This window comes from Escherichia fergusonii ATCC 35469 (assembly GCF_000026225.1).
GTDB lineage: Bacteria > Pseudomonadota > Gammaproteobacteria > Enterobacterales > Enterobacteriaceae > Escherichia > Escherichia fergusonii.
Window position 1 is genome coordinate 2,371,490 of the sequence record NC_011740.1, and the last position, 23,821, is coordinate 2,395,310.

Consider the following 23,821-nt stretch of genomic DNA (forward strand, 5'->3'; position numbering starts at 1 on the left):
TTCTTAGCCATACTGGACAACTCCAGGATGGAGACATAATCTTAATCAATCATTTGATTAAGAATGGACTGTGCGATGAATAATCCTGCCATGACAATCAAGGGTGAACAGGCTAAAAAACAGCTGATTGCTGCCGCACTGGCGCAGTTTGGTGAATATGGAATGAACGCCACCACCCGCGAGATAGCCGCCCAGGCCGGGCAGAATATCGCTGCCATCACCTACTACTTCGGTTCGAAAGAAGATTTGTACCTCGCCTGCGCCCAGTGGATTGCCGATTTTATTGGCGAGCAGTTCCGTCCGCATGCCGAGGAAGCCGAACGCTTGTTCGCCCAACCACAGCCTGATCGGGCTGCCATCCGTGAACTGATCCTTCGCGCCTGCAGGAACATGATTAAGCTGCTCACCCAGGATGACACCGTCAACCTCAGCAAGTTTATCTCCCGTGAGCAGCTCTCTCCCACGGCAGCCTACCACCTGGTGCACGAACAGGTGATTAGTCCGCTACACAGCCACCTGACACGCCTGATTGCCGCCTGGACCGGCTGCGACGCCAATGACACCCGCATGATCCTTCATACCCATGCGTTGATTGGTGAGATTCTGGCATTTCGTCTTGGCAAAGAAACCATTTTGTTACGTACCGGCTGGACCGCGTTCGATGAAGAAAAGACCGAACTGATCAACCAGACGGTGACCTGTCATATCGACCTGATTTTGCAAGGATTATCGCAAAGGAGTTTGTAGTGATGAAAAAACCTGTCGTGATCGGACTGGCGGTAGTGGTACTTGCCGCCGTGGTTGCCGGAGGCTACTGGTGGTATCAAAGCCGCCAGGATAACGGCCTGACGCTGTATGGCAACGTGGATATTCGTACGGTGAATCTTAGTTTCCGTGTTGGGGGGCGCGTTGAGTCGCTGGCGGTGGACGAAGGTGATGCGATCAAAGCGGGCCAGGTACTGGGCGAACTGGATCATAAGCCGTATGAGATTGCCCTGATGCAGGCGAAAGCGGGCGTTTCGGTGGCACAGGCGCAGTATGACCTGATGCTTGCCGGGTACCGCGATGAGGAAATCGCTCAGGCCGCCGCAGCGGTGAAACAGGCGCAAGCCGCCTATGACTATGCGCAGAACTTCTATAACCGCCAGCAAGGACTGTGGAAAAGTCGCACTATTTCGGCAAACGACCTGGAAAATGCCCGCTCCTCGCGCGACCAGGCGCAGGCAACGCTGAAATCAGCACAGGATAAATTGCGTCAGTATCGCTCCGGTAATCGTGAACAGGACATCGCCCAGGCGAAAGCCAGTCTCGAACAGGCGCAGGCGCAACTGGCGCAGGCGGAGCTGAATTTACAGGACTCAACGTTAATAGCACCGTCTGATGGCACGCTGTTAACCCGCGCGGTGGAACCAGGCACGGTTCTCAATGAAGGTGGCACGGTGTTTACCGTTTCACTAACGCGTCCGGTGTGGGTGCGCGCTTATGTTGATGAACGTAATCTTGACCAGGCCCAGCCGGGGCGCAAAGTGCTGCTTTATACCGATGGTCGCCCGGACAAGCCGTATCACGGGCAGATTGGTTTCGTTTCACCGACTGCTGAATTTACCCCGAAAACCGTCGAAACGCCGGATCTGCGTACCGACCTCGTCTATCGCCTGCGTATTGTGGTGACCGACGCCGATGATGCGTTACGCCAGGGAATGCCGGTGACGGTGCAATTCGGTGACGAGGCAGGACATGAATGATGCCGTTATCACGCTGAACGGCCTGGAAAAACGCTTTCCGGGCATGGACAAGCCCGCTGTCGCGCCGCTCGACTGTACCATTCATGCTGGTTATGTAACGGGGCTGGTGGGGCCGGATGGCGCAGGTAAAACCACACTGATGCGCATGCTGGCGGGATTACTGAAACCCGATAGCGGCAGCGCCACGGTGATTGGCTTTGATCCGATCAAAAACGACGGCGCGCTGCACGCCGTTCTCGGCTATATGCCGCAGAAATTCGGCCTGTATGAAGATCTCACGGTGATGGAGAACCTCAATCTGTACGCGGATTTGCGCAGCGTCACTGGCGAGGCACGTAAGCAAACTTTTGCTCGCCTGCTGGAGTTTACGTCTCTTGGCCCGTTTACCGGACGCCTGGCGGGCAAGCTCTCCGGTGGGATGAAACAAAAACTTGGCCTGGCCTGTACCCTGGTGGGCGAACCGAAAGTGTTGCTGCTCGATGAACCCGGCGTCGGTGTTGACCCTATCTCACGGCGCGAACTGTGGCAGATGGTGCATGAGCTGGCGGGCGAAGGGATGTTAATCCTCTGGAGTACCTCGTATCTCGACGAAGCCGAGCAGTGCCGTGACGTGTTACTGATGAACGAAGGTGAATTGTTGTACCAAGGAGAACCGACGGCCCTGACACAAACCATGGCCGGACGTAGCTTTCTGATGACCAGCCCGCACGAGGGCAACCGCAAATTGTTGCAACGCGCCTTGAAACTGCCACAGGTCAGCGACGGCATGATTCAGGGGAAATCGGTACGTCTGATCCTCAAAAAAGAGGCCACACCAGACGATATTCGCCATGCCGACGGAATGCCGGAAATCAATATCAACGAAACTACGCCTCGTTTTGAAGATGCGTTTATTGATTTGCTGGGCGGTGCCGGAACCTCAGAATCACCGCTGGGCGCAATATTGCATACGGTGGAAGGTACACCTGGCGAGACGGTGATCGAAGCGAAAGAGCTGACCAAAAAGTTTGGCGATTTTGCCGCCACCGATCACGTCAACTTTGCCGTCAAACGCGGTGAAATCTTTGGTTTGCTCGGGCCAAACGGCGCAGGGAAATCGACCACCTTTAAGATGATGTGCGGTTTGCTGGTGCCAACATCCGGCCAGGCGCTGGTGCTGGGAATGGATCTGAAAGAGAGTTCCGGTAAAGCACGCCAGCATCTCGGCTATATGGCGCAAAAGTTTTCGCTCTATGGCAATCTGACGGTTGAACAGAATTTACGCTTTTTCTCCGGCGTGTATGGTTTACGCGGTCGGGCGCAGAACGAAAAAATCACCCGTATGAGCGAGGCATTTGGCCTGAAAAGTATCGCCTCCCACGCGACCGATGAACTGCCCTTAGGTTTTAAACAGCGTCTGGCGCTGGCCTGTTCGCTGATGCATGAACCGGACATTCTGTTTCTCGATGAACCGACTTCCGGCGTTGATCCCCTCACCCGCCGCGAATTTTGGCTGCATATCAACAGCATGGTAGAGAAAGGCGTCACGGTGATGGTCACCACCCACTTTATGGATGAAGCAGAATATTGCGACCGCATCGGCCTGGTGTACCGTGGGAAATTAATCGCCAGCGGCACGCCGGATGATTTGAAAGCGCAGTCGGCCAACGACGAGCAACCCGATCCCACAATGGAGCAGGCCTTTATTCAGTTGATCCACGACTGGGATAAGGAGCATGGCAATGAGTAACCCCATCCTGTCCTGGCGTCGCGTGCGGGCGCTGTGCGTCAAAGAGACGCGGCAGATCGTTCGCGATCCGAGTAGCTGGCTGATTGCAGTGGTGATCCCACTGTTGCTGCTGTTTATATTTGGCTACGGCATTAACCTCGACTCCAGCAAGCTGCGGGTCGGGATCTTGCTGGAACAGCGTAGCGAAGCGGCGCTGGATTTCACCCATACCATGACCGGTTCGCCCTACATCGACGCCACCATCAGCGATAACCGTCAGGAATTGATCGCCAAAATGCAGGCGGGAAAAATTCGTGGCCTGGTGGTGATTCCGGTGGATTTCGCCGAACAGATGGAGCGCGCCAACGCTACCGCGCCGATTCAGGTGATCACCGACGGCAGTGAGCCAAATACCGCTAACTTTGTGCAAGGTTATGTCGAAGGGATCTGGCAGATCTGGCAAATGCAGCGGGCAGAGGACAACGGGCAGACTTTTGAACCGCTTATCGACGTCCAGACTCGCTACTGGTTTAACCCGGCGGCGATTAGCCAGCACTTTATTATCCCCGGTGCGGTGACCATCATCATGACGGTTATCGGCGCGATTCTCACCTCGCTGGTGGTGGCGCGAGAATGGGAACGCGGCACCATGGAGGCGTTACTCTCTACGGAGATAACCCGCACGGAACTGTTGCTGTGTAAGCTGATCCCTTATTACTTCCTTGGGATGCTGGCGATGTTGTTGTGTATGCTGGTGTCAGTGTTTATTCTCGGCGTGCCGTATCGCGGGTCGCTGCTGATTCTGTTTTTTATCTCCAGCCTGTTTTTGCTCAGTACTCTGGGAATGGGGCTGCTGATTTCCACAATTACCCGCAACCAGTTCAACGCCGCACAAGTTGCCCTGAACGCCGCTTTTCTGCCGTCAATTATGCTTTCCGGCTTTATTTTTCAGATAGACAGTATGCCTGCGGTTATCCGTGCGGTGACGTACATTATTCCTGCACGTTATTTCGTCAGTACCCTGCAAAGCCTGTTCCTCGCCGGGAATATTCCAGTGGTGCTGGTGGTGAACGTGCTGTTTTTGATCGCTTCGGCGGTGATGTTTATCGGTCTGACGTGGCTGAAAACCAAACGTCGGCTGGATTAGGGAGAAGAGCATGTTTCATCGCTTATGGACGTTAATCCGCAAAGAGTTGCAGTCGTTGCTGCGTGAACCGCAAACCCGCGCGATTCTGATTTTACCCGTGCTGATTCAGGTGATTCTTTTCCCGTTCGCCGCCACACTGGAAGTGACCAACGCCACCATCGCCATCTACGATGAAGATAACGGCGAGCATTCGGTGGAGCTGACCCAGCGTTTTGCCCGTGCCAGCGCCTTTACCCATGTGTTGCTGCTGAAAAGCCCGCAGGAGATCCGCCCAACCATCGACACGCAAAAGGCGTTATTGTTGGTACGTTTCCCGGCTGATTTCTCACGCAAATTGGATACCTTCCAGACCGCGCCATTGCAGTTGATCCTCGACGGGCGCAACTCCAACAGTGCGCAAATTGCCGCCAACTACCTGCAACAGATCGTCAAAAATTATCAGCAGGAGCTGCTGGAAGGAAAACCGAAACCCAACAACAGCGAGCTGGTGGTACGCAACTGGTATAACCCGAATCTCGACTACAAATGGTTTGTGGTGCCGTCGCTGATCGCCATGATCACCACTATCGGCGTAATGATCGTCACGTCACTTTCCGTCGCCCGCGAACGTGAACAGGGTACGCTCGATCAGTTACTGGTTTCGCCCCTCACCACCTGGCAGATATTTATCGGCAAAGCCGTACCTGCGTTAATTGTCGCCACGTTTCAGGCAACCATTGTGCTGGCGATTGGTATCTGGGCGTATCAAATCCCCTTCGCTGGATCGCTGGCGCTATTCTACTTTACGATGGTGATTTACGGTTTATCGCTGGTGGGATTCGGTCTGTTGATTTCGTCACTCTGTTCAACGCAACAGCAGGCGTTTATCGGCGTGTTTGTCTTTATGATGCCCGCCATTCTCCTTTCTGGTTACGTTTCGCCAGTGGAGAACATGCCAGTGTGGCTGCAAAACCTGACGTGGATTAACCCTATCCGCCACTTTACGGACATTACCAAGCAGATTTATTTGAAGGATGCGAGTCTGGATATTGTGTGGAATAGTTTGTGGCCGCTACTGGTGATAACGGCCACGACAGGGTCAGCGGCGTACGCGATGTTTAGACGTAAGGTGATGTAACTTCTTATCTTTCGCCAGTAAAGACACTACTGCCGGGCCAGCAAGGATCGCCAGCCCTGCAATCGCCAGCAAAAAGTTGTTTTCCAGTACGCGGGATAACAGCCACAGCACAATCAGCGCTGCGCCAAAATACCAGGTTGTGGTCAGTTCTTCCAGCACATCTGCCACCTCACGCCAGCGTTGCTCGGGGTGGCGCTGAAACACCAGCATCATCACTACCGTGACACAATACAGTGCGCATAATCCTACGCCAACGTGAACCAGAGTTTTACTCATCCAGCCCACCACCAGCAGCGCCACTACCAGTAAATGCAACATAATCTGCCAGCAACTTAGACCAGTTGCGACACGAACACGTTGTTGCCACTTCATGGCTTCTCTCCTGAAGAATTTATCTCTACTTACTCAGAGTACCGAACTTTACGGAAAATTCCGTAAGACCGCATCTTTTTGTGACGCCGACTACACTATTTCAATGAGATAAGAGGCAAAGACAGGAAAATTATGCCCGTTCAAACACAACAATTTTCGTTCAAGGTGCTCACCATCAATATTCACAAAGGCTTTACCGCGTTTAACCGACGCTTCATTTTGCCGGAACTTCGCGACGCCGTGCGTACCGTCAGTGCCGATATTGTTTGCCTGCAAGAAGTGATGGGTGCGCATGAAGTTCATCCGCTGCATGTGGAAAACTGGCCCGATACCTCGCACTACGAGTTTCTCGCCGACACTATGTGGAGCGATTTTGCCTACGGTCGCAATGCCGTATACCCGGAAGGGCATCACGGTAACGCCGTACTGTCGCGCTATCCCATTGAACATTATGAGAATCGTGATGTTTCGGTCGATGGTGCGGAAAAGCGCGGCGTGCTCTACTGCCGCATTGTGCCGCCAATGACCGGGAAAGCGATTCATGTGATGTGCGTACATCTGGGCCTGCGTGAAGCGCACCGTCAGGCGCAGCTTGCGATGCTCGCCGAATGGGTGAATGAGCTGCCGGACGGCGAACCAGTATTGGTGGCGGGTGATTTCAACGACTGGCGGCAAAAAGCTAATCATCCGTTAAAAGTACAGGCCGGACTGGATGAGATTTTTACCCGCGCCCACGGACGCCCGGCGCGCACGTTTCCGGTGCAATTTCCTCTACTACGACTGGACAGGATCTACGTCAAAAATGCCAGCGCCAGCGCGCCAACCGCGTTGCCGCTGCGGACATGGCGACACCTTTCTGATCATGCCCCTTTAAGTGCGGAGATTCATTTATGAAATGTAGCTGGCGCGAAGGCAATAAGATCCAGTTGCTGGAAAACGGCGAGCAATATTATCCCGCGGTGTTTAAGGCGATTGGCGAGGCACAAGAACGCATCATTCTTGAAACGTTTATCTGGTTTGAGGATGACGTCGGCAAACAGCTGCATGCGGCACTACTGGCAGCAGCGCAACGCGGGGTAAAAGCGGAAGTCTTGCTGGATGGCTACGGTTCGCCGGATCTCAGCGATGAGTTTGTCAATGAACTGACGGCAGCTGGCGTGGTGTTCCGCTACTACGATCCCCGCCCTCGCCTTTTTGGTATGCGCACCAATGTGTTTCGCCGGATGCATCGCAAAATTGTGGTGATCGACGCACGTATCGCCTTTATTGGTGGGCTGAATTACTCCGCCGAGCATATGTCCAGCTACGGTCCAGAGGCTAAACAGGATTACGCAGTGCGCCTTGAAGGGCCGATTGTCGAAGATATTCTCCAGTTTGAACTGGAAAACCTGCCAGGACACAGCGCAGCACGACGCTGGTGGCGACGTCATCACAAAGCGGAAGAAAACCGCCAGCCGGGAGAAGCGCAGGTATTATTGGTTTGGCGCGATAACGAAGAACATCGTGATGATATCGAACGCCACTATCTGAAAATGCTCACTCAGGCTCGTCGGGAAGTGATTATCGCCAACGCCTACTTCTTTCCTGGCTATCGATTTTTGCACGCCTTACGCAAAGCGGCGCGGCGCGGGGTGCGGATCAAGCTGATCATTCAGGGCGAACCGGATATGCCCATTGTCAGAGTCGGCGCGCGTTTACTGTACAACTATCTGGTTAAAGGCGGCGTTCAGGTATTTGAGTACCGCCGCCGCCCGCTCCACGGTAAAGTGGCATTGATGGACGATCACTGGGCGACGGTAGGGTCCAGTAATCTCGATCCGCTCAGTTTGTCGCTAAATCTCGAAGCAAACGTCATCATTCACGATCGTAATTTTAACCAGACGCTACGCGATAATCTGAACGGCATCATCGCCGCCGACTGTCAACAAGTGGATGAATCCATGCTGCCGAAACGCACCTGGTGGAACCTGACCAAAAGCGTGCTGGCATTCCATTTTTTGCGCCACTTCCCGGCGCTGGTGGGCTGGCTTCCGGCGCACACGCCGCGTCTGGCGCAAGTTGATCCCCCCGCACAACCGACAATGGAAACTCAGGATCGGATAGAAACTGAAAACACGGGGGTAAAACCCTGATGAGTAAATCACACCCACGCTGGCGCTTAGCAAAGAAGATCCTCACCTGGCTGTTTTTTATCGCGGTGATAGTGTTGCTGGTGGTCTACGCCAAAAAAGTGGACTGGGAAGAGGTCTGGAAGGTCATCCGAGACTACAATCGCGTTGCGCTGCTCAGTGCGATTGGGCTGGTGGTCGTCAGCTATCTGATATATGGCTGCTATGATCTGCTCGCCCGCTTCTACTGCGGTCATAAACTGGCAAAACGCCAGGTCATGCTGGTGTCGTTTATCTGTTACGCCTTCAACCTGACGCTCAGTACCTGGGTCGGCGGCATTGGTATGCGCTATCGTTTGTACTCCCGGCTAGGGTTACCGGGCAGCACTATTACGCGGATTTTCTCGCTCAGTATTACCACCAACTGGCTGGGCTATATTTTGCTGGCCGGGATTATCTTTACCGCAGGCGTGGTGGAGCTGCCGGACCACTGGTATGTCGATCAAACCACGCTGCGCATTCTCGGCATTGGCTTACTGATGATTATCGCGGTTTATTTGTGGTTTTGCGCTTTCGCGAAGCACCGCCATATGACCATCAAAGGACAAAAACTGGTGCTGCCTTCATGGAAATTCGCCCTCGCCCAGATGCTGATTTCCAGCGTTAACTGGATGGTAATGGGAGCGATTATCTGGCTGTTGCTGGGTCAAAACGTGAACTATTTCTTTGTACTGGGCGTGTTGCTGGTTAGTAGTATTGCTGGCGTCATCGTGCATATTCCGGCGGGGATTGGTGTGCTGGAAGCGGTGTTTATCGCGCTACTGGCTGGGGAGCATACCTCCAAAGGCACAATTATCGCCGCCCTGCTCGCTTACCGTGTGCTGTATTACTTTATCCCGCTGCTGCTGGCGCTGATCTGTTACCTGTTGCTGGAAAGCCAGGCGAAGAAGCTACGAGCGAAAAATGAAGCGGCGATGTGAAGTTTAGTTAAGTTCTTTTGGTTTAAGTTCGGGATGCTGTTTATAGATGGGGTTCATGATATCGATTAACATGCGCCCCATAATTTCCCCGACGGCGGAACGATAAATATTAAGCTCAGATTCATCGCAAGCTTGCTGAACATATAATACTGACGCATCTAATTGAGAACCAATATTGAGCATTAATGCGCTGATATCTGCTGCCAGAGTTTTATCTTTGAACATTTTATAAACCTTTTTAATCTCTAAACATAAAAGATACTGCATGTTCCATTTTATTACTCAAAGGATAACTATCTTTTATTGCATATGTAAAATCACTTGTTTTGATTATTAAGTTTTTTATAGCATCATCAAGATACTCAGGAACTAATGATTCAATATTTTCAAGATCACAACCAAGATCAATTATCTCTATTAGCTCTTTATCACAATCATTTTTGTGTAAAAGCCTGGAAATAAAAGGTCTGAAAACTAGTAGTTCAGATTCATCTATAGTTATCGTGCCTTCTTTCAAGGAATGTAACACTCCTGAAAGCAGTATAGCCATAAATTTATCCATATATTTATTATCGATGGTACAAACTAACTGCATGATATTCTCCACTATTGTATTTCAGATACTACATTTCTAAACGTAAGTCGAAAGTGCGTTAAATATGAAACCGCGTATGCCTTTGCCAGACAAGCGTTATCACTATTGCTGCAAGAATCCCAAAGAAGCCGATAAAATAGTAATAGAGTGTTAATGCACCTGTAACAGCGCAACGAACCGGACTCCACAACTCTTCGCTATGGCATTTTCCTGCCAGTTCAAGGAGCTTATTTCGTCCATGCGAGATAATGCCTGACCATAAAACAATCATTAAGCAACTTATTACCCAAATGGGTCGTTCACTCATTAATGCGGCATTCACGCTGATCACCAGAGCCAACCCTGTCAACGTCATCATAATGATGAAACGGTGAGAACCAGGATCAACATTAAATAATAAACCGGCCAGCATACTGATTAAAAACATCGCGCCCGCAGTGCTGAACACAAGGATAATGGCAGATACAGGAGCTAAACTAGCAACGACAATCGCCACCAAAGAGATTAAAAACAGATACATTACGCCTGCGATGGCGGCATTTATCTTGTTGATATCTTTACTTAAGCCATACATACAAAGTAATGATAATCCTATGGCAACATACATTTGCGGTGAATCATATTTTGTTGCCGTAATTTCGAGATAATTAGCTATCCAGGCCAGACCTGCGGTTGCCGCCAAACCGACAGCGGTAATGAGCCATATGGCGTTTAATATTTTCGCCTCACACATGTAATCGAATTTATCATTGTTTTTCGAGTATGATTCCATTCTTTTAGTTGTCCTTAGTGAAAAACTTAAATTACTATTGTGAATGAACCTAAAGTTATTCATACAAAATATTTTTATATTTATGGATGCGAAAAAGGCAACCGCCATGTGGTAAAACGTATTTTATGGTCTGGCACTTGTCTGGTGTATTTTGAATAAGAATCAGGGAGCACCTGACGATGCTCCCCAGACATTAATTTACAGCGGATTAGGACTGGCTTCGCGATAAGGAATCTTTTTCTTCGGTGAGGCAAAGGTATCACGCAGATCTTTATATTCAAAGACTTTAGCTCGACTACCGTCCGTTACAGGGATAGATGTCGCAGGACGATAACATTCAGACAACGGAGAGTTGCACCGTGTTTCGCCAGTGGAAATGCCCAGCCAGTCAAGCATCATTGCATAGTTATTGAGCAACGAATAGTTCTCACGAATATGACCAAGCTTACGCGATTGACTGTTCAATGCCTCAGAACTGTACCAGATAAATTGCGGTACATCGTAGGCTTCTTTACTTGGTGTATCTGCGCCATGCATATAAAGTGACGGAATATCAGGATTTTTTTCCAGGCCATGATCAGAAAAATAAAGCAATGAGGATTTACTACCTTCAAGACGCTTTATGACCTCACCAATAACATAATCAGTGAACAATATAGAGTTGTTGTAGCAATCCTCATATTTATTGCCAGTTTTGAATTTATCTGCCCATTCAGGATAACGCGTACAGGCAATTTCATGACTACCATTGATGTGCAACATGATGAGTTTTTTACCTTTTTCTTTTAAGGCTTCATCAAGATGGGGTAAAAGGGCATCGTCATATTCACCTGTCATCCACTGCGATTTATTGCTGGCACTTCCGATAAGGGTAATGTAGTTATTATGTTTACCCACAACATTCTGTGTACTCAGCCATGTTGTTTGAAAACCAGCTTTATTAGCTAACGTAACAATATTGTTTGATAAATCGGCAGCAGTAAAACTTTCTGTTGATGCCTTACTGAGAATCATTGGAATCGAAGTCACTGTCGCCGCCGCAGGTGAAATAGCGTTATCAAAAATTAGTGCCTGCGGTGCGATTGTATTTTGTACGGGCGTAGTATTCTGTTCGAAACCATACAAGCTCATATTACTGCGACGTGCAGACTCACCAATAATGATTACATAGGTATCAATATCAGTGTCTTTAGTCGTTAACCCCGGTAAATCTATATCAATCTGCTTTAGCTCTTTTGCAAAAGCAATGTCACGGTATGCAACAATAAAATTTGAAGCAACGTAAAATGGTGTAACTTTTAATGCGCGAGCGCTTAAAGGATAATAGCCGCCAAGACCATCTTTCTGCTGTTTTTTCCATTGACTGTAAGTAAACCATGCCAGAAAAATCAATAATATGACCATTGCGGCGCGTTGAATTTTAGAAGAGAGACATTTTGCACCATTGTGTATGGAGAAATATGTCAATAGAAAATAAATGACGCATACCGGCATCCATGAAATATACATACCCGTCATCGATTTAACTTCAGCCCAATGAGTTTCAAGAATACTCATCGCAAATACGATATTGAAATCGCTTTGATATATTTCCCATGTACAAAGCGCAATCATAAAATTAACAGTGAGTAATAATGACACCCCCAGCGCTAAAATTTTCCCCACCAACAGGCGATAACATGCTGTCAGAGATAATATAATTAGCATGTTGCATGCACCAACACGTAATATTACCCGGAGAGGTTGTAAATGATATAAAGGCCAAAGTTGAATCAATGTTGAAGCAAATAATAGCGCTAAAAAAAGATATATTTTTCTCTGCCGTGGATAAACAGACAATGAAGGTAATACAGAAGACATAGAGAATTAATCCATTTTTTTCATGAATGTATGTTCAATGTTCGACATTTTCAATAAAATAACAATGTCGCAACAAAACTTCAGCGAGTTAGTAATTTATTGCATCGGAGTTTGCTAAAAAAGACAACCACCTTAACCGATATTAAACCGCCGAATTGTACTCTATTATTCTTCGTTTGCACCAAATTTTTAGAGAAAAGCTATTGTATTTCAATTAAATAGCTGACTGATAATTTAAGCCAGTAAACTCACCAGCGAACATCATTAATGACATTAATAATTGCAAAACAATTAATTAATTGCCGTTATTATACAGATAAAAAATCCCGACTACGGGTCGGGATTCAACGCAAGTAAAATATTCAGCGACGGTTGCCAAATATTCTCAGCAACATTAGGAACAGGTTGATGAAGTCGAGGTAAAGGGTTAATGCCCCCAGGATGGAGTATTTACGCAGGTTGGAGGTATCGCGGGTATCAATCTGCTCACCCATATTTTTTAGTTTCTGAGTGTCATACGCCGTCAATCCAACAAAGACAATCACGCCGATGTAGGTAACTGCCCACATCAACGCTTCGCTTTTCAGCCAGAAGTTCACCAGCGATGCCAGCACAATGCCGATCAACGCCATAAACAACATATTGCCGAAGCCACTTAAATCACGTTTGGTGGTGTAACCGTACAGGCTCATTACGCCGAACATCCCGGCAGTGACAACAAAAGTGCTGGCAATAGACGCCGCGGTATAAACAATGAAAATACTGGAAAGCGTTAGTCCGGTTAGCGCCGAATAGAGCATAAATAGTGTCGTCGTTACACCCGCACTTAACTTTTGAATCATCGCTGATAACACGATAACTAAAGCTAATTGTGCTATCACCAGGCCTATCAGAAAGACGCGATTGGTGAAAAGTAGCTCCATCAGAGCTGCCGAATTGGCTGCATACCAGGCAACAAAAGCGGTAAGCAGCAGGCCAGCTGTCATCCAGCCATATACCTGCGCCATATAGGTTTGCAGGCCGGAACGCGCCTGCACAATGGAATCGGAACGTGGGAAACGGTCCATGGCATCCTCCTGGTAGAAAGTGATACGTTAAGCGTATCACATTATTCTACCAGCGTTTTGCTGCCTGCTGGTCGCTCTCCCGGGCTTCAACCCAGCGGTCGCCTTCCGGCGTGGCTTCGCGCTTCCAGAATGGTGCGCGGGTTTTGAGATAGTCCATAATAAACTGCCCGGCTTCAAACGCACTGCTGCGATGCGCACTGGTGACACCGACAAAAACGATTTCATCGCCCGGCCATAATTCCCCGATGCGGTGAATCACCGTGACGCGCCCCAGCGGCCAGCGGTTACGCGCTTCATCGACAATTTCTGCCAGTGCTTTTTCAGTCATCCCCGGATAGTGTTCGAGGGTTAATGCTTTGACGCTGTCGCCCAGGTTATGGTTGCGCACCTTACCGGTAAAGGTGACTACTGCACCGTCTTCGTCACGCTCCGCCAGCCACGGATACTCTTCTCCTACGCTGAACGGCTGCGGGCCGACAACAATTTTGGTTTCTGCCATTTTAGCCTCCGGTTACCGGCGGGAAGAAAGCCACTTCGTCGCCGTCAGTCAGCGGATGGTCAAAACTCACCAGCGTCTGGTTGACGGCAGCAAGCAATTTGCCATCTTCCAGCGCCAGCGCCCAACGATCGCTCTGCGCAGCCAGATGCTGACGTAACGCTTCCACGGTTGGGAAATCCGCAGCTACTTCGGCTGCATCTGTTCCTACCAACTCGCGCACCTGGGCGAAAAAAAGAACTTTAATCATCCGCTTCCACCTTAAAGTCACCCGACTTGCCACCGCTCTTCGCCAGCAAACGTACCGGACCAATCACCATATCTTTTTGCACCGCTTTACACATGTCATAAATGGTCAGCGCGGCCACGGAGGCCGCCGTTAACGCTTCCATTTCGACGCCGGTTTTCCCGGTCAGGCGGCATAAGGTTTCTATACGCACCCGATTGTGCTCCGGCTCGGCCTGCAAATTGACTTCAACTTTACTGAGCATCAGCGGATGACAAAGCGGGATCAAATCCCATGTGCGTTTTGCTGCCTGAATACCGGCGATACGCGCAGTGGCAAATACGTCACCTTTGTGGTGGCGACCATCAATGATCATCGCCAACGTCTCGCTGCGCATGGTGACAAAGGCTTCGGCGCGCGCTTCACGCACGGTTTCCGCTTTGGCGGAGACATCCACCATGTGCGCTTCGCCAGCGGCGTTGATATGGGTCAGTTGCGACATACTTATTTCTTCAAGTGTGGATGGAAATTACACGGACGCGTACGGGCATCCAGCTGCGGTGCGATGATATTTTCCCAGGCGGTACGGCACGCTTTGGTTGAACCGGGCATGGCGAAAATTAGCGTTTTGTTAGCGACGCCCGCTACCGCACGAGATTGCAACGTTGAGGTGCCAATCTCTTCGAACGACAACATACGGAACACTTCACCAAAACCTTCAACTTCACGGTCGAACAGCGGCAGCAGTGCTTCAGGTGCCTGATCGCCTTCGGTCAGGCCAGTACCACCCGTAATCAACACTACTTGTACATCGTCGCTGGCGATCCACGCAGATACCTGAGCGCGAATGGCATAGCGGTTTTCTTTCACAATGGCTTTATCGACAACGTGATGGCCCGCTTCCTGCGCCGAATCGCGCAGATAGTGACCGGAGGTATCGTCTTCTTCACCGCGACGATTAGAAACCGTAAGAATAGCAATACGGGTCGGGATAAATTCAGTGCTTACCTGACTCATCTGATCTCTCCTTTTGACGTTTTAGCCGCCAATGTACGATAAGTTTTGCGTAATACCGGTGTTGTTTTGATGCAGGAAATGGGTCTGTTTTTTCTCCCGCAGCGCCGCTGAAATACGCGCTTCCAGCGCCTGTTGCTGGGTATCGTCTTCCAGCAGATCGCGCAAGTTAACGCCGCCTTCACCAAACAGGCAGAGATGGAGTTTACCAATGGAGGAAACGCGCAGGCGGTTGCAAGTGGCACAGAAGTCTTTTTCATACGGCATGATAAGGCCAATCTCTCCGGCGTAATCCGGATGACAAAAGACTTGCGCGGGACCATCGCTGCGTTGACGTAATTGGTGGATCCAGCCGCGACGCAGTAGCTCGTCACGTAGAACCTGACCAGAGATGTGATGCTTCCGGAAGAGCTCGCTGCCCTCGCCCGTTTCCATCAGTTCGATGAAACGTAACTGGATAGGGCGATGCTGGATCCAGTTCAGAAAGGTGTCGAGCTGGTGATGATTAACATCACGCATCAGCACGGTATTGACTTTGACCTTCTCAAAACCGGCCTCAAATGCAGCATCGATCCCTGCCATGACCTGATTGAATTTATCCTGTCCGGTAATAGCCTGAAACTGGCGAGCGTCGAGGCTATCGACACTCACGTTGATACCAGTAAGACCAGCATCACGCCAGTTCGCCACGTCGCGTTCCAGACGGTAACCATTGGTGGTGACCGCTATCTGGCGAATAGCGTCGTTTTCTCGCACAGCGGCGATGATATCGGTAAAGTCACGACGCAAAGACGGCTCTCCGCCCGTCAGACGGACTTTTTCGGTACCCAGACTGGCGAAGGCGCGCGTAACCCGGCGAATTTCATCGACGGTAAGAAAGCCTTTATTGGTGACGCCGCTCGGTTTGTAGCCATCCGGCAGGCAGTAGGTGCAACGGAAGTTACACACATCGGTAATCGACAGGCGCAAGTAGTAAAACTTACGCGCAAATGCATCAGTCAGTTGTGAAGCCATGTACACCTTTCCAGATACGGGAGGCGAAGTCATTTCTTCCTTCGCCCTGGTGGCAATCTTTGTAAGCATTGTCACGGCCAAAGCACCGTATCAGTTGACCCAGGTGCAGAGGCTAGAGTGTTTAGTGGTTATGCCGATACTAACGTGTAAATGGGATTTTTACCATTCACAACTTTCGCTATGTAATCGTATATATAGCGTCATGATCGAGCTATTTCGCTACAGAATAAGGAAAAATGAGCGTTTTACCTTGATATATATCATCAGCCTGGAAAGCGTGTATTACTCGTTGGAGGTAGTCTCTGAAAAAGAGTTTTCGGGATCTTTACAGCTTAATTGCCGATTCCCTATGAGTTGCGCTACTGTAGCGCGGTGAATTTGATTTCAGGAATCTATATGCGCAATCGTACGCTGGCTGACCTTGATCGTGTCGTTGCTCTCGGCGGAGGGCATGGATTAGGACGCGTTCTCTCATCGCTTTCATCTTTAGGCTCTCGCTTAACGGGTATCGTAACCACCACGGATAATGGCGGCTCGACGGGGCGTATTCGTCGCTCAGAAGGCGGCATTGCCTGGGGCGATATGCGCAACTGCCTCAACCAGTTGATAACGGAACCCAGCGTCGCTTCCGCAATGTTTGAATATCGTTTTGGCGGTAACGGTGAACTTTCCGGGCACAACCTTGGAAACCTGATGTTAAAGGCACTGGATCACCTTAGCGTGCGGCCCCTGGAAGCGATCAATCTGATTCGCAATCTGCTGAAAGTGGATACACATTTGATTCCAATGTCGGAACATCCGGTGGATCTGATGGCCATTGATGATCAGGGACATGAAGTTTACGGCGAGGTCAATATTGACCAGCTCACTGCGCCGATACAGGATCTACTCTTAACCCCCAACGTACCTGCCACACGTGAAGCGGTGCTGGCGATTAATGAGGCGGATCTGATCATTATTGGGCCAGGGAGTTTTTATACCAGTCTTATGCCCATTCTGCTGCTCAAGGAAATCGCGCAGGCATTACGCCGAACGCCTGCCCCGATGGTGTATATCGGTAATTTGGGGCGAGAATTAAGCCTGCCTGCTGCTAATCTCAAGTTGGAAAATAAGCTGGCGATTATGGAGCAGTATGTTGGTAAAAAAGTGATTGATGCGGTAGTTGTTGGACCGAAAGCTGATGTATCCGCAGTTAACAACAGAATTGTGATTCAGGAAGTACTGGAGGCCAGCGATATTCCCTATCGTCATGACCGCCAGTTGCTGCATAACGCACTGGAAAAGGCGTTACAGGCATTAGGTTAACACGAAGCCGGAAGAAAATTCCGGCTTCGTCATCTTGTCACGAAGCCGCAATGAACAGCTCACGCAGCTGATGCAACTGGTCACGAATTTGCGCCGCTTCTTCGAACTCCAGATTTTGCGCGTGTTGCATCATCAGCCCTTCCAGTTCATGGATTTTCTGCTGCAACGCCTTCGGCGACATATCCATCGGCACATTATCCGGCTCAACAATCGGTCGCGATTTTCCTCTGCCCTTCGCTTTGGTTTTAGCAATGTTCTGCCCCAGCGCCAGGATATCGACCACTTTCTTGTTCAAGCCTTGCGGCGTAATGCCGTGTTCCTCGTTGTACTTCTGCTGTTTCTCGCGGCGACGTTCGGTTTCGCCAATTGCTTTTGCCATTGACGGGGTGATCTTATCGCCGTAGAGAATCGCTTTACCATTGACGTTACGTGCCGCACGACCAATGGTCTGGATCAACGAACGTTCAGAACGCAGGAAGCCTTCTTTGTCGGCGTCGAGGATCGCCACCAGCGAAACTTCCGGCATATCCAGACCTTCGCGCAGTAAGTTGATCCCTACCAGCACGTCGAACTCACCCAGACGCAAGTCGCGGATGATTTCCATGCGCTCGACGGTATCGATATCTGAGTGAAGATAACGTACACGCTCACCGTGTTCTTCGAGATATTCCGTAAGATCTTCCGCCATTCGCTTGGTCAGTGTTGTGACCAGCACGCGTTCGTTAATTGCCGCTCGCTGGCGAATCTCCGAAAGAAGATCATCAACCTGTGTTGCCACCGGTCGCACTTCGATAATCGGATCAAGCAATCCGGTTGGACGCACGACCTGATCCACCACATCACCACCGGATTTTTCCAGCTCGTAATTACCCGGCGTCGCCGAAACATAGATGGTTTGCGGCGCTAATGCTTCGAACTCTTCAAACTTCAGCGGACGGTTATCCAGCGCCGATGGCAGGCGGAAGCCGTACTCCACCAGTGTCTCTTTACGCGCCCGGTCACCGCGATACATGCCGCCAATTTGTGGAATGGTGACGTGAGATTCATCGACGACCAACAGCCCATCGGCAGGCAGGTAATCAAACAGTGTCGGCGGTGGCTCACCTGGTCCACGGCCGGAGAGGAAGCGCGAGTAGTTTTCAATCCCCGAGCAATATCCCAGTTCGTTCATCATCTCCAGATCAAACTGGGTACGCTGAGTCAGCCGCTGCTCTTCCAGCAGTTTGTTGTTCTCCAACAGCACTTTGCGTCTGGCGGCCAGTTCTTCTTTAATTTCTTCCATCGCCTGCACAATGCGCTCGCGCGGCGTAACGTAGTGCGTTTTCGGGTAGATGGTAAAACGTGGAATGGTGGAAACAATCTGCCCGGTTAGCGGATCAAATAACGACAATCGTTCCACTTCCTCGTCAAACAGTTCCACGCGAAGTGCAATGTCATCCGATTCTGCCGGGAAGATATCAATCACCTCGCCACGAACGCGGAAAGTACCGCGCTGGAATGCTTGATCATTCCGGGTGTATTGCAGCTCCGCCAGGCGGCGCAGGATCGCGCGCTGATCGATAATCATACCGACCGTAAGATGGAGCATCATCTTGAGATATAAATCAGGATCGCCCAGACCATAAATCGCGGAAACCGACGCCACCACAACCACATCACGCCGCTCCAGCATCGCTTTGGTGGCGGACAAACGCATCTGCTCGATATGTTCGTTTACCGAGGCATCTTTCTCAATGAAGGTGTCGGAACTCGGTACATAGGCTTCCGGCTGATAGTAGTCGTAGTAGGAGACGAAATACTCCACCGCGTTTTCCGGGAAGAACTCTTTCATTTCGCCGTACAGTTGGGCCGCCAGCGTTTTGTTGGGCGCAAGTACCATGGTTGGGCGCTGAAGGTCAGCAATGACATTGGCAATGGTGAAGGTTTTCCCGGAACCCGTCACGCCAAGTAACGTCTGGTGCGCCAGACCATCTTCCAGCCCCTCTTCGAGACGTCGAATCGCCTCGGGCTGATCGCCAGAAGGTTTAAAAGCGGAATTCAGTTTGAACGGTTTACTCATGAGTCGCTACCTGAAGGAGTTGGGCGGGCAGGTATGTAATTTTACTCGTCATGGTTAATAATGCCAGTAAAAAAGACTGGATAAAATTCCAGTAGCGCACAACAATATTTGTGTTACATCGCAGCCCTATGACATTTACCCAAGACTAATTTCATCTCTGGCAAGATATTATGCTAATTCACAATGGTTATCCCCAAAGCAAAGACTTTCTTAACATTTGTCAAGCCGATTGATGAAGGTTTTATGGCAGTCAGCGACTCTTTTCCTGGAGCCATTGCTTTTATCTAACCAACTGTAAATAAAACAATATTTTTTGGAGACGTCTTTCGCAGCAATTTAGCTGCAAGCCGCGTGTTCTCTCGCTTGCCTGACGTTTTCTAACTCTAATGCACATGGTTATCCACAGGAATGGTGGATAACTGCTTCCAGCCCATATGGCTTGCCGCCTGCACTATTCCCCCACAAATCTCATGTTGTGGGGGTAAAAAAAATTTCTCTGTTTTTTTCGATTTCAATTGCTTAAACAAACACCAGGAAATTACGCGATCCCGCTCGCAAATTGGTCAATTTTATTACTGGCTTAACAAGGCAAGATTTATGTACTTTCCGGTTGCCGCATTTTCTGGATTTTCTGCAAGCCAGGGAATTTCCCCCAGCAGCGGTGCGGGAATCATGCGGGTGAGCGTGGCCATATATTCAGCGTGACGTTTTCCTGGAGGCGTGACATCGTTCGCCACCCAACCCGCCAGAGTCAGTCCGGCGTGTTGTATTGCCTGTGCAGTCAACATCGCGTGATTAATACAGCCGAGTTTCACGCCAACTACCAGTATCACCGGCAGTTGTTCCTGTGTTACCCAATCTGCAAAAGTGAAAGTGTCAGAAAGCGGCGTAAACCAGCCGCCCGCGCCTTCCACTAACACCCAGTCAGCCTGTTGTTCAAGCGCGCGTAATCCAGCGCTCATTACCGATGATTCTATCGGCCTGCCCTCTAGCGCGCTAATGATGTGCGGCGAAGTGGGTTCTGCAAAGGTGTAAGGATTTACCATTACGTAATCCAGCAGCAGGCTGCTGTTGCGCTGTAACGCCAGCGCGTCGCTGTTGCGTAAGCCTTCCGCGTTCATTTCACTGCCTGAAGCCACCGGTTTATACCCTGCCGTCCGGTAGCCTGCGGCTTTTGCGGCCTGTAACAGGGCACCACTGGCGACGGTTTTCCCCACTTCGGTGTCCGTTCCGGTGACAAAATAACGTTTACTCACGAGCAATCACTCCCAAAAAAAGATGATACGTCAGAGGATATCGCCCCTGTTGTTGCGGCCAGGCCAGTTGCAATCGCTGCAACTGCGAACGCGTTAATATTCGCTGGTCACGCCCTTCATGAAGATGCGTTGCACCGATGCCTTTCAGCGAACGCATGGCACTGAGCGCATCATCAAACCAAAGCGTGATGGGCAGAATATGGTGTTGATAATTAACGCCGTTCAGCGACTGTTCGATTTCATCTGGCGGTAAAAAGCGATTAGCATGCGGGCGCTCGTCCACCGCCTGCCACGCCAGATGCAGTTCGGGTATCGATCCCTGCGCCAGCGTGGTAAACGCGACCATGCCTCCGGGGCGCACCACCCGATACAGCTCGTGGAGTGCCGTGGATAAATTACCGCACCACTGCACCGCGAGATTGCTCCATGTGAGATCGAACATCGCAGTCGCTAACGGCAGGGATTCGATATCTCCCGCCAGATAATGGTCTGCGGCATCCTTCTGGCGTGCCTGCTCAAGCATAAGTGGCGAAAGATCTAACGCCGTCACCCGCGCGTGACGTTCACGCCAGTGGCGGCTCATCCAGCCTGGTCCACAACCCGCGTCCAGCACGTGGGTGAATGTACGCTGTGGGAGCATTGCCAGTAAGGCGTCAGCACTCTGACGCTGTAGATCTGCGTGTTGCTCATAGTGTGCGGCTGCCCGACCAAATGCCGCGGCAATGGCTTGTTTATTAACCGTTGCCATGCAGCACCTCCAGCAGCAGGTCGATATCCTGCGTTTCATGTGCGGCGGTTAAGGTCAGGCGCAATCGCGCAGTGCCTGCGGGTACGGTTGGTGGGCGAATTGCCGTGACCCAACAGCCTTGCTGACGCAGTTTTTCTGCCAGATGTAATGCACGAGCGTTATCGCCAACGATTAATGGCTGAATGGCGCTACGTGAATCTGCAAGGGTAAACGGCAAACCCTGCAATCCGGCACGAAAACGCGTAATGAGTACCGCCAGTTTTTCGCGCCGAGCGTCCCCCTCTTCACCGCGAATGACCGCCAGCGACGCGCGTAATGCCTGCGCCTGAGCGGGCGGCATACTGGTGCTGTAGATAAGATGGCGGGCGAATTGCAGCAGATAATCCGCCACTGTATTGGAGCAAAGCACCGCTGCCCCGCTGACGCCAAATCCTTTGCCAAAAGTGACCACCAGCAGTTCCGGTTTCACCTGCTGTTGCCAGCAGCTACCACGCCCCTGTTCACCGATCACGCCCGTGCCGTGGGCATCGTCGACCACCAACCAGCCATTGTGCTGTTGCGTTACCTGCTGGATTTCCGCCAGTGGTGCCCTATCGCCGTCCATGCTGAATACACCTTCTGTCACCACCAGCTGCTGCCCCGGACAGGGGGAAGCAAGCAGTCGCGCCAGATGAGCGACATCGTTATGAGTAAAACGGCGAAGCTGCGCGGGGCTTAAACTGGCAGCTTCCAGCAAGGAGGCATGGCTCAGCCGGTCGGCAACAATGCGGTCCTCTTTTGCCATCATCGCGGTAATGACTGCCTGGTTAGCGGCAAAACCAGAGATAAACAGCAGTGCCCGCGAATAGCCCAGCCACTCGGCCAGTTCTTCTTCCAGCGCCTGATGCGCCACGCTATAACCGCTGACGTGACCGGAACCGCCGCTACCGACGCCAAATTGCTCCGCACCCTGCTTCCATGCACGAATGATGTCCGGATGATGGCTTAAACCTAAATAATCGTTACTGGAAAAGTTCAGATACTGGCATTCATCCGCCACCAGCCAGCGACCGGCCCCTTGCGCCACTGGATAACGGCGACGCAGGGCATCGGCAGTACGCCGCGCATCGAGCGCCGCGTTGATTTTCTCCTGCCAGCTCATAGTGCTGCCGCGTTGTAATATTCGTCGGTGTCCGGGGTCATTAGTGCCTGCTCCAGACGTTGCTGTTGTTCGTTATCGCCCGCCAGCACGGCGGTTTGCTGCGGATTTAACCCCAGTTTGCGGAACAGTTGCAGGTCTTTATCTTCTTCCGGATTCGGTGTGGTCAGCAATTTGCAACCGTAGAAAATCGAGTTTGCGCCAGCCATAAAGCACATCGCCTGAGTCTGTTCATTCATCTGCTCGCGTCCGGCAGAAAGGCGCACGTATGAGGTCGGCATCATGATCCGCGCTACGGCAATGGTGCGAATAAAATCAAAGGCATCGACATCATCGTTATCTGCCAGTGGAGTGCCTTTCACCTTCACCAGCATGTTGATTGGTACGCTTTCCGGCGGCGTCGGCAGGTTTGCCAGTTGCAGCAATAATCCAGCGCGATCTTTTACCGTTTCGCCTAAACCTACAATGCCACCTGAACAGACTTTGATCCCGGCATCACGCACTTTTTCCAGCGTGTCGAGACGTTCCTGATAAGTGCGCGTGGTGATGATGTTGCCGTAAAACTCCGGCGAGGTGTCGAGGTTGTGGTTGTAGTAATCCAGCCCGGCATCCGCAAGGCGCTGCGCCTGAGATTCGCTCAACGTACCCAGCGTCATACACGCCTCCAGGCCCATCGCTTTTACCCCCTGCACCATCTGCTCCAGGTACGGCATATCGCGTTCGTGGGGGTTCTTCCACGCCGCGCCCATGCAAAAACGCGTCGATCCCGCCGCTTTCGCTTTGCGCGCCGACTCCAGTACCTGTTCAACTTCCATCAACCGCTCGGCTTCCAGTCCGGTTTTATAACGCGAGCTTTGCGGGCAGTATTTGCAATCTTCCGGGCAAGCACCCGTTTTAATTGACAGCAAAGTACTGACCTGCACCTGACGAGGATCGAAATGCTGACGATGCACCTGCTGCGCTTCAAACAGCAGATCCAACAACGGTTTTTCAAATAATTCTGTGACTTGCGACAATGTCCAGCGTGGGTGGTGAGCCATGGGGCTTCTCCAAAACGTGTTTTTTGTTGTTAATTCGGTGTAGACTTGTAAACC

25 protein-coding genes and 1 riboswitch are annotated in these 23,821 nt (G+C 50.9%); of the genes, 9 read left to right on the top strand and 16 right to left on the bottom strand.

Annotated elements, in window-relative coordinates:
- Positions 1-75 precede the first annotated feature (75 nt).
- The 5 genes from cecR to EFER_RS11640 are packed head-to-tail and all read left to right on the top strand — an operon-like array spanning position 76 to position 5,717.
- Complete coding sequence (cecR, locus tag EFER_RS11620) at positions 76-747, top strand: DNA-binding transcriptional regulator CecR (RefSeq protein WP_001296991.1); 672 nt, start codon at positions 76-78, stop codon at positions 745-747.
- Positions 748-749: 2 nt separating this feature from the next.
- Positions 750-1,745, top strand: coding sequence for a secretion protein HlyD (gene hlyD, locus EFER_RS11625; protein WP_000743444.1), 996 nt, complete (start codon positions 750-752; stop codon positions 1,743-1,745).
- Complete coding sequence (locus EFER_RS11630) at positions 1,738-3,474, top strand: ATP-binding cassette domain-containing protein (RefSeq protein ID WP_015953564.1); 1,737 nt, start codon at positions 1,738-1,740, stop codon at positions 3,472-3,474. The genes hlyD and EFER_RS11630 overlap by 8 nt, the downstream gene beginning before the upstream one ends.
- Positions 3,467-4,600: an ABC transporter permease gene (locus tag EFER_RS11635; protein ID WP_000070131.1), complete on the top strand. Its 1,134-nt coding sequence runs from the start codon at positions 3,467-3,469 to the stop codon at positions 4,598-4,600. The genes EFER_RS11630 and EFER_RS11635 overlap by 8 nt, the downstream gene beginning before the upstream one ends.
- Positions 4,601-4,610: 10 nt before the next feature.
- Positions 4,611-5,717: an ABC transporter permease gene (locus EFER_RS11640; RefSeq protein WP_000469031.1), complete on the top strand. Its 1,107-nt coding sequence runs from the start codon at positions 4,611-4,613 to the stop codon at positions 5,715-5,717.
- Here the strand turns inward: EFER_RS11640 and EFER_RS11645 are convergent.
- Complete coding sequence (locus EFER_RS11645; protein ID WP_000871982.1) at positions 5,679-6,089, bottom strand: YbhQ family protein; 411 nt, start codon at positions 6,087-6,089, stop codon at positions 5,679-5,681. The two genes, EFER_RS11640 and EFER_RS11645, sit on opposite strands and share 39 nt — an antisense overlap.
- Positions 6,090-6,221: 132 nt before the next feature.
- Here EFER_RS11645 and EFER_RS11650 point away from each other — a divergent pair, with 132 nt between their 5' ends.
- From EFER_RS11650 to EFER_RS11660, 3 genes are read left to right on the top strand one after another with little or no spacing between them, the layout of a single operon-like run.
- A complete protein-coding gene (locus EFER_RS11650) occupies positions 6,222-6,983 on the top strand; it encodes an endonuclease/exonuclease/phosphatase family protein (protein ID WP_001145121.1) in 762 nt (253 codons plus the stop codon).
- Positions 6,980-8,221: a cardiolipin synthase ClsB gene (clsB, locus tag EFER_RS11655; protein ID WP_000650326.1), complete on the top strand. Its 1,242-nt coding sequence runs from the start codon at positions 6,980-6,982 to the stop codon at positions 8,219-8,221. The genes EFER_RS11650 and clsB overlap by 4 nt, the downstream gene beginning before the upstream one ends.
- Complete coding sequence (locus EFER_RS11660; RefSeq protein ID WP_000045438.1) at positions 8,221-9,177, top strand: lysylphosphatidylglycerol synthase domain-containing protein; 957 nt, start codon at positions 8,221-8,223, stop codon at positions 9,175-9,177. The genes clsB and EFER_RS11660 overlap by 1 nt, the downstream gene beginning before the upstream one ends.
- A gap of 3 nt (positions 9,178-9,180) precedes the next feature.
- On the opposite strand, the gene EFER_RS11665 is transcribed toward EFER_RS11660, so the two are convergent.
- From EFER_RS11665 to moaA, 10 genes are all read right to left on the bottom strand, one after another.
- Positions 9,181-9,402, bottom strand: coding sequence for a hypothetical protein (locus tag EFER_RS11665; RefSeq protein ID WP_000471748.1), 222 nt, complete (start codon positions 9,400-9,402; stop codon positions 9,181-9,183).
- A 13-nt stretch (positions 9,403-9,415) separates the two neighbouring features.
- Entirely contained in the window at positions 9,416-9,772 is a 357-nt protein-coding gene (locus EFER_RS11670) for a DUF3969 family protein (RefSeq protein ID WP_001177701.1), read from the bottom strand.
- 58 nt (positions 9,773-9,830) lie between these two features.
- Positions 9,831-10,544: a Bax inhibitor-1/YccA family protein gene (locus EFER_RS11675; protein WP_000446892.1), complete on the bottom strand. Its 714-nt coding sequence runs from the start codon at positions 10,542-10,544 to the stop codon at positions 9,831-9,833.
- Between the two features lie 198 nt (positions 10,545-10,742).
- Positions 10,743-12,404, bottom strand: coding sequence for a phosphoethanolamine transferase (locus tag EFER_RS11680; RefSeq protein WP_002431436.1), 1,662 nt, complete (start codon positions 12,402-12,404; stop codon positions 10,743-10,745).
- A gap of 362 nt (positions 12,405-12,766) precedes the next feature.
- Positions 12,767-13,471 carry a Bax inhibitor-1/YccA family protein gene (locus EFER_RS11685; RefSeq protein ID WP_000373607.1) on the bottom strand — a complete coding sequence of 235 codons (705 nt, stop codon included), beginning with the start codon at positions 13,469-13,471 and terminating at the stop codon, positions 12,767-12,769.
- 46 nt (positions 13,472-13,517) lie between these two features.
- A complete protein-coding gene (moaE, locus tag EFER_RS11690; RefSeq protein ID WP_000852287.1) occupies positions 13,518-13,970 on the bottom strand; it encodes a molybdopterin synthase catalytic subunit MoaE in 453 nt (150 codons plus the stop codon).
- Position 13,971: 1 nt separating this feature from the next.
- Positions 13,972-14,217, bottom strand: coding sequence for a molybdopterin synthase sulfur carrier subunit (moaD, locus tag EFER_RS11695; RefSeq protein ID WP_000598602.1), 246 nt, complete (start codon positions 14,215-14,217; stop codon positions 13,972-13,974).
- The gene (moaC, locus tag EFER_RS11700; RefSeq protein WP_000080885.1) at positions 14,210-14,695 is read right to left on the bottom strand and encodes a cyclic pyranopterin monophosphate synthase MoaC; all 486 of its coding nucleotides are present in this window, start codon (positions 14,693-14,695) and stop codon (positions 14,210-14,212) included. The genes moaD and moaC overlap by 8 nt, the downstream gene beginning before the upstream one ends.
- Positions 14,696-14,697: 2 nt before the next feature.
- Positions 14,698-15,210, bottom strand: a complete 513-nt coding sequence (moaB, locus tag EFER_RS11705) for a molybdenum cofactor biosynthesis protein B (protein WP_000084639.1) — start codon at positions 15,208-15,210, stop codon at positions 14,698-14,700.
- Positions 15,211-15,231: 21 nt separating this feature from the next.
- Complete coding sequence (gene moaA, locus EFER_RS11710) at positions 15,232-16,221, bottom strand: GTP 3',8-cyclase MoaA (protein WP_002432387.1); 990 nt, start codon at positions 16,219-16,221, stop codon at positions 15,232-15,234.
- Positions 16,209-16,353: riboswitch (molybdenum cofactor riboswitch) on the bottom strand. Its footprint overlaps the gene before it by 13 nt.
- 264 nt (positions 16,354-16,617) lie before the next feature.
- Here moaA and yvcK point away from each other — a divergent pair.
- The gene (gene yvcK, locus EFER_RS11720) at positions 16,618-17,526 is read left to right on the top strand and encodes a uridine diphosphate-N-acetylglucosamine-binding protein YvcK (RefSeq protein ID WP_001246043.1); all 909 of its coding nucleotides are present in this window, start codon (positions 16,618-16,620) and stop codon (positions 17,524-17,526) included.
- A 37-nt stretch (positions 17,527-17,563) separates the two neighbouring features.
- On the opposite strand, the gene uvrB is transcribed toward yvcK, so the two are convergent.
- From uvrB to bioB, 5 genes are all read right to left on the bottom strand, one after another.
- Positions 17,564-19,585: an excinuclease ABC subunit UvrB gene (gene uvrB, locus EFER_RS11725; RefSeq protein ID WP_000042541.1), complete on the bottom strand. Its 2,022-nt coding sequence runs from the start codon at positions 19,583-19,585 to the stop codon at positions 17,564-17,566.
- Positions 19,586-20,157: 572 nt separating this feature from the next.
- Positions 20,158-20,841, bottom strand: a complete 684-nt coding sequence (gene bioD, locus EFER_RS11730) for a dethiobiotin synthase (RefSeq protein ID WP_000044885.1) — start codon at positions 20,839-20,841, stop codon at positions 20,158-20,160.
- Entirely contained in the window at positions 20,834-21,589 is a 756-nt protein-coding gene (gene bioC / locus EFER_RS11735) for a malonyl-ACP O-methyltransferase BioC (protein WP_000246774.1), read from the bottom strand. The genes bioD and bioC overlap by 8 nt, the downstream gene beginning before the upstream one ends.
- Positions 21,576-22,730, bottom strand: coding sequence for an 8-amino-7-oxononanoate synthase (gene bioF / locus EFER_RS11740; RefSeq protein ID WP_000118859.1), 1,155 nt, complete (start codon positions 22,728-22,730; stop codon positions 21,576-21,578). The genes bioC and bioF overlap by 14 nt, the downstream gene beginning before the upstream one ends.
- Positions 22,727-23,767, bottom strand: a complete 1,041-nt coding sequence (gene bioB, locus EFER_RS11745; protein ID WP_000930075.1) for a biotin synthase BioB — start codon at positions 23,765-23,767, stop codon at positions 22,727-22,729. The genes bioF and bioB overlap by 4 nt, the downstream gene beginning before the upstream one ends.
- Positions 23,768-23,821: the final 54 nt, after the last annotated feature.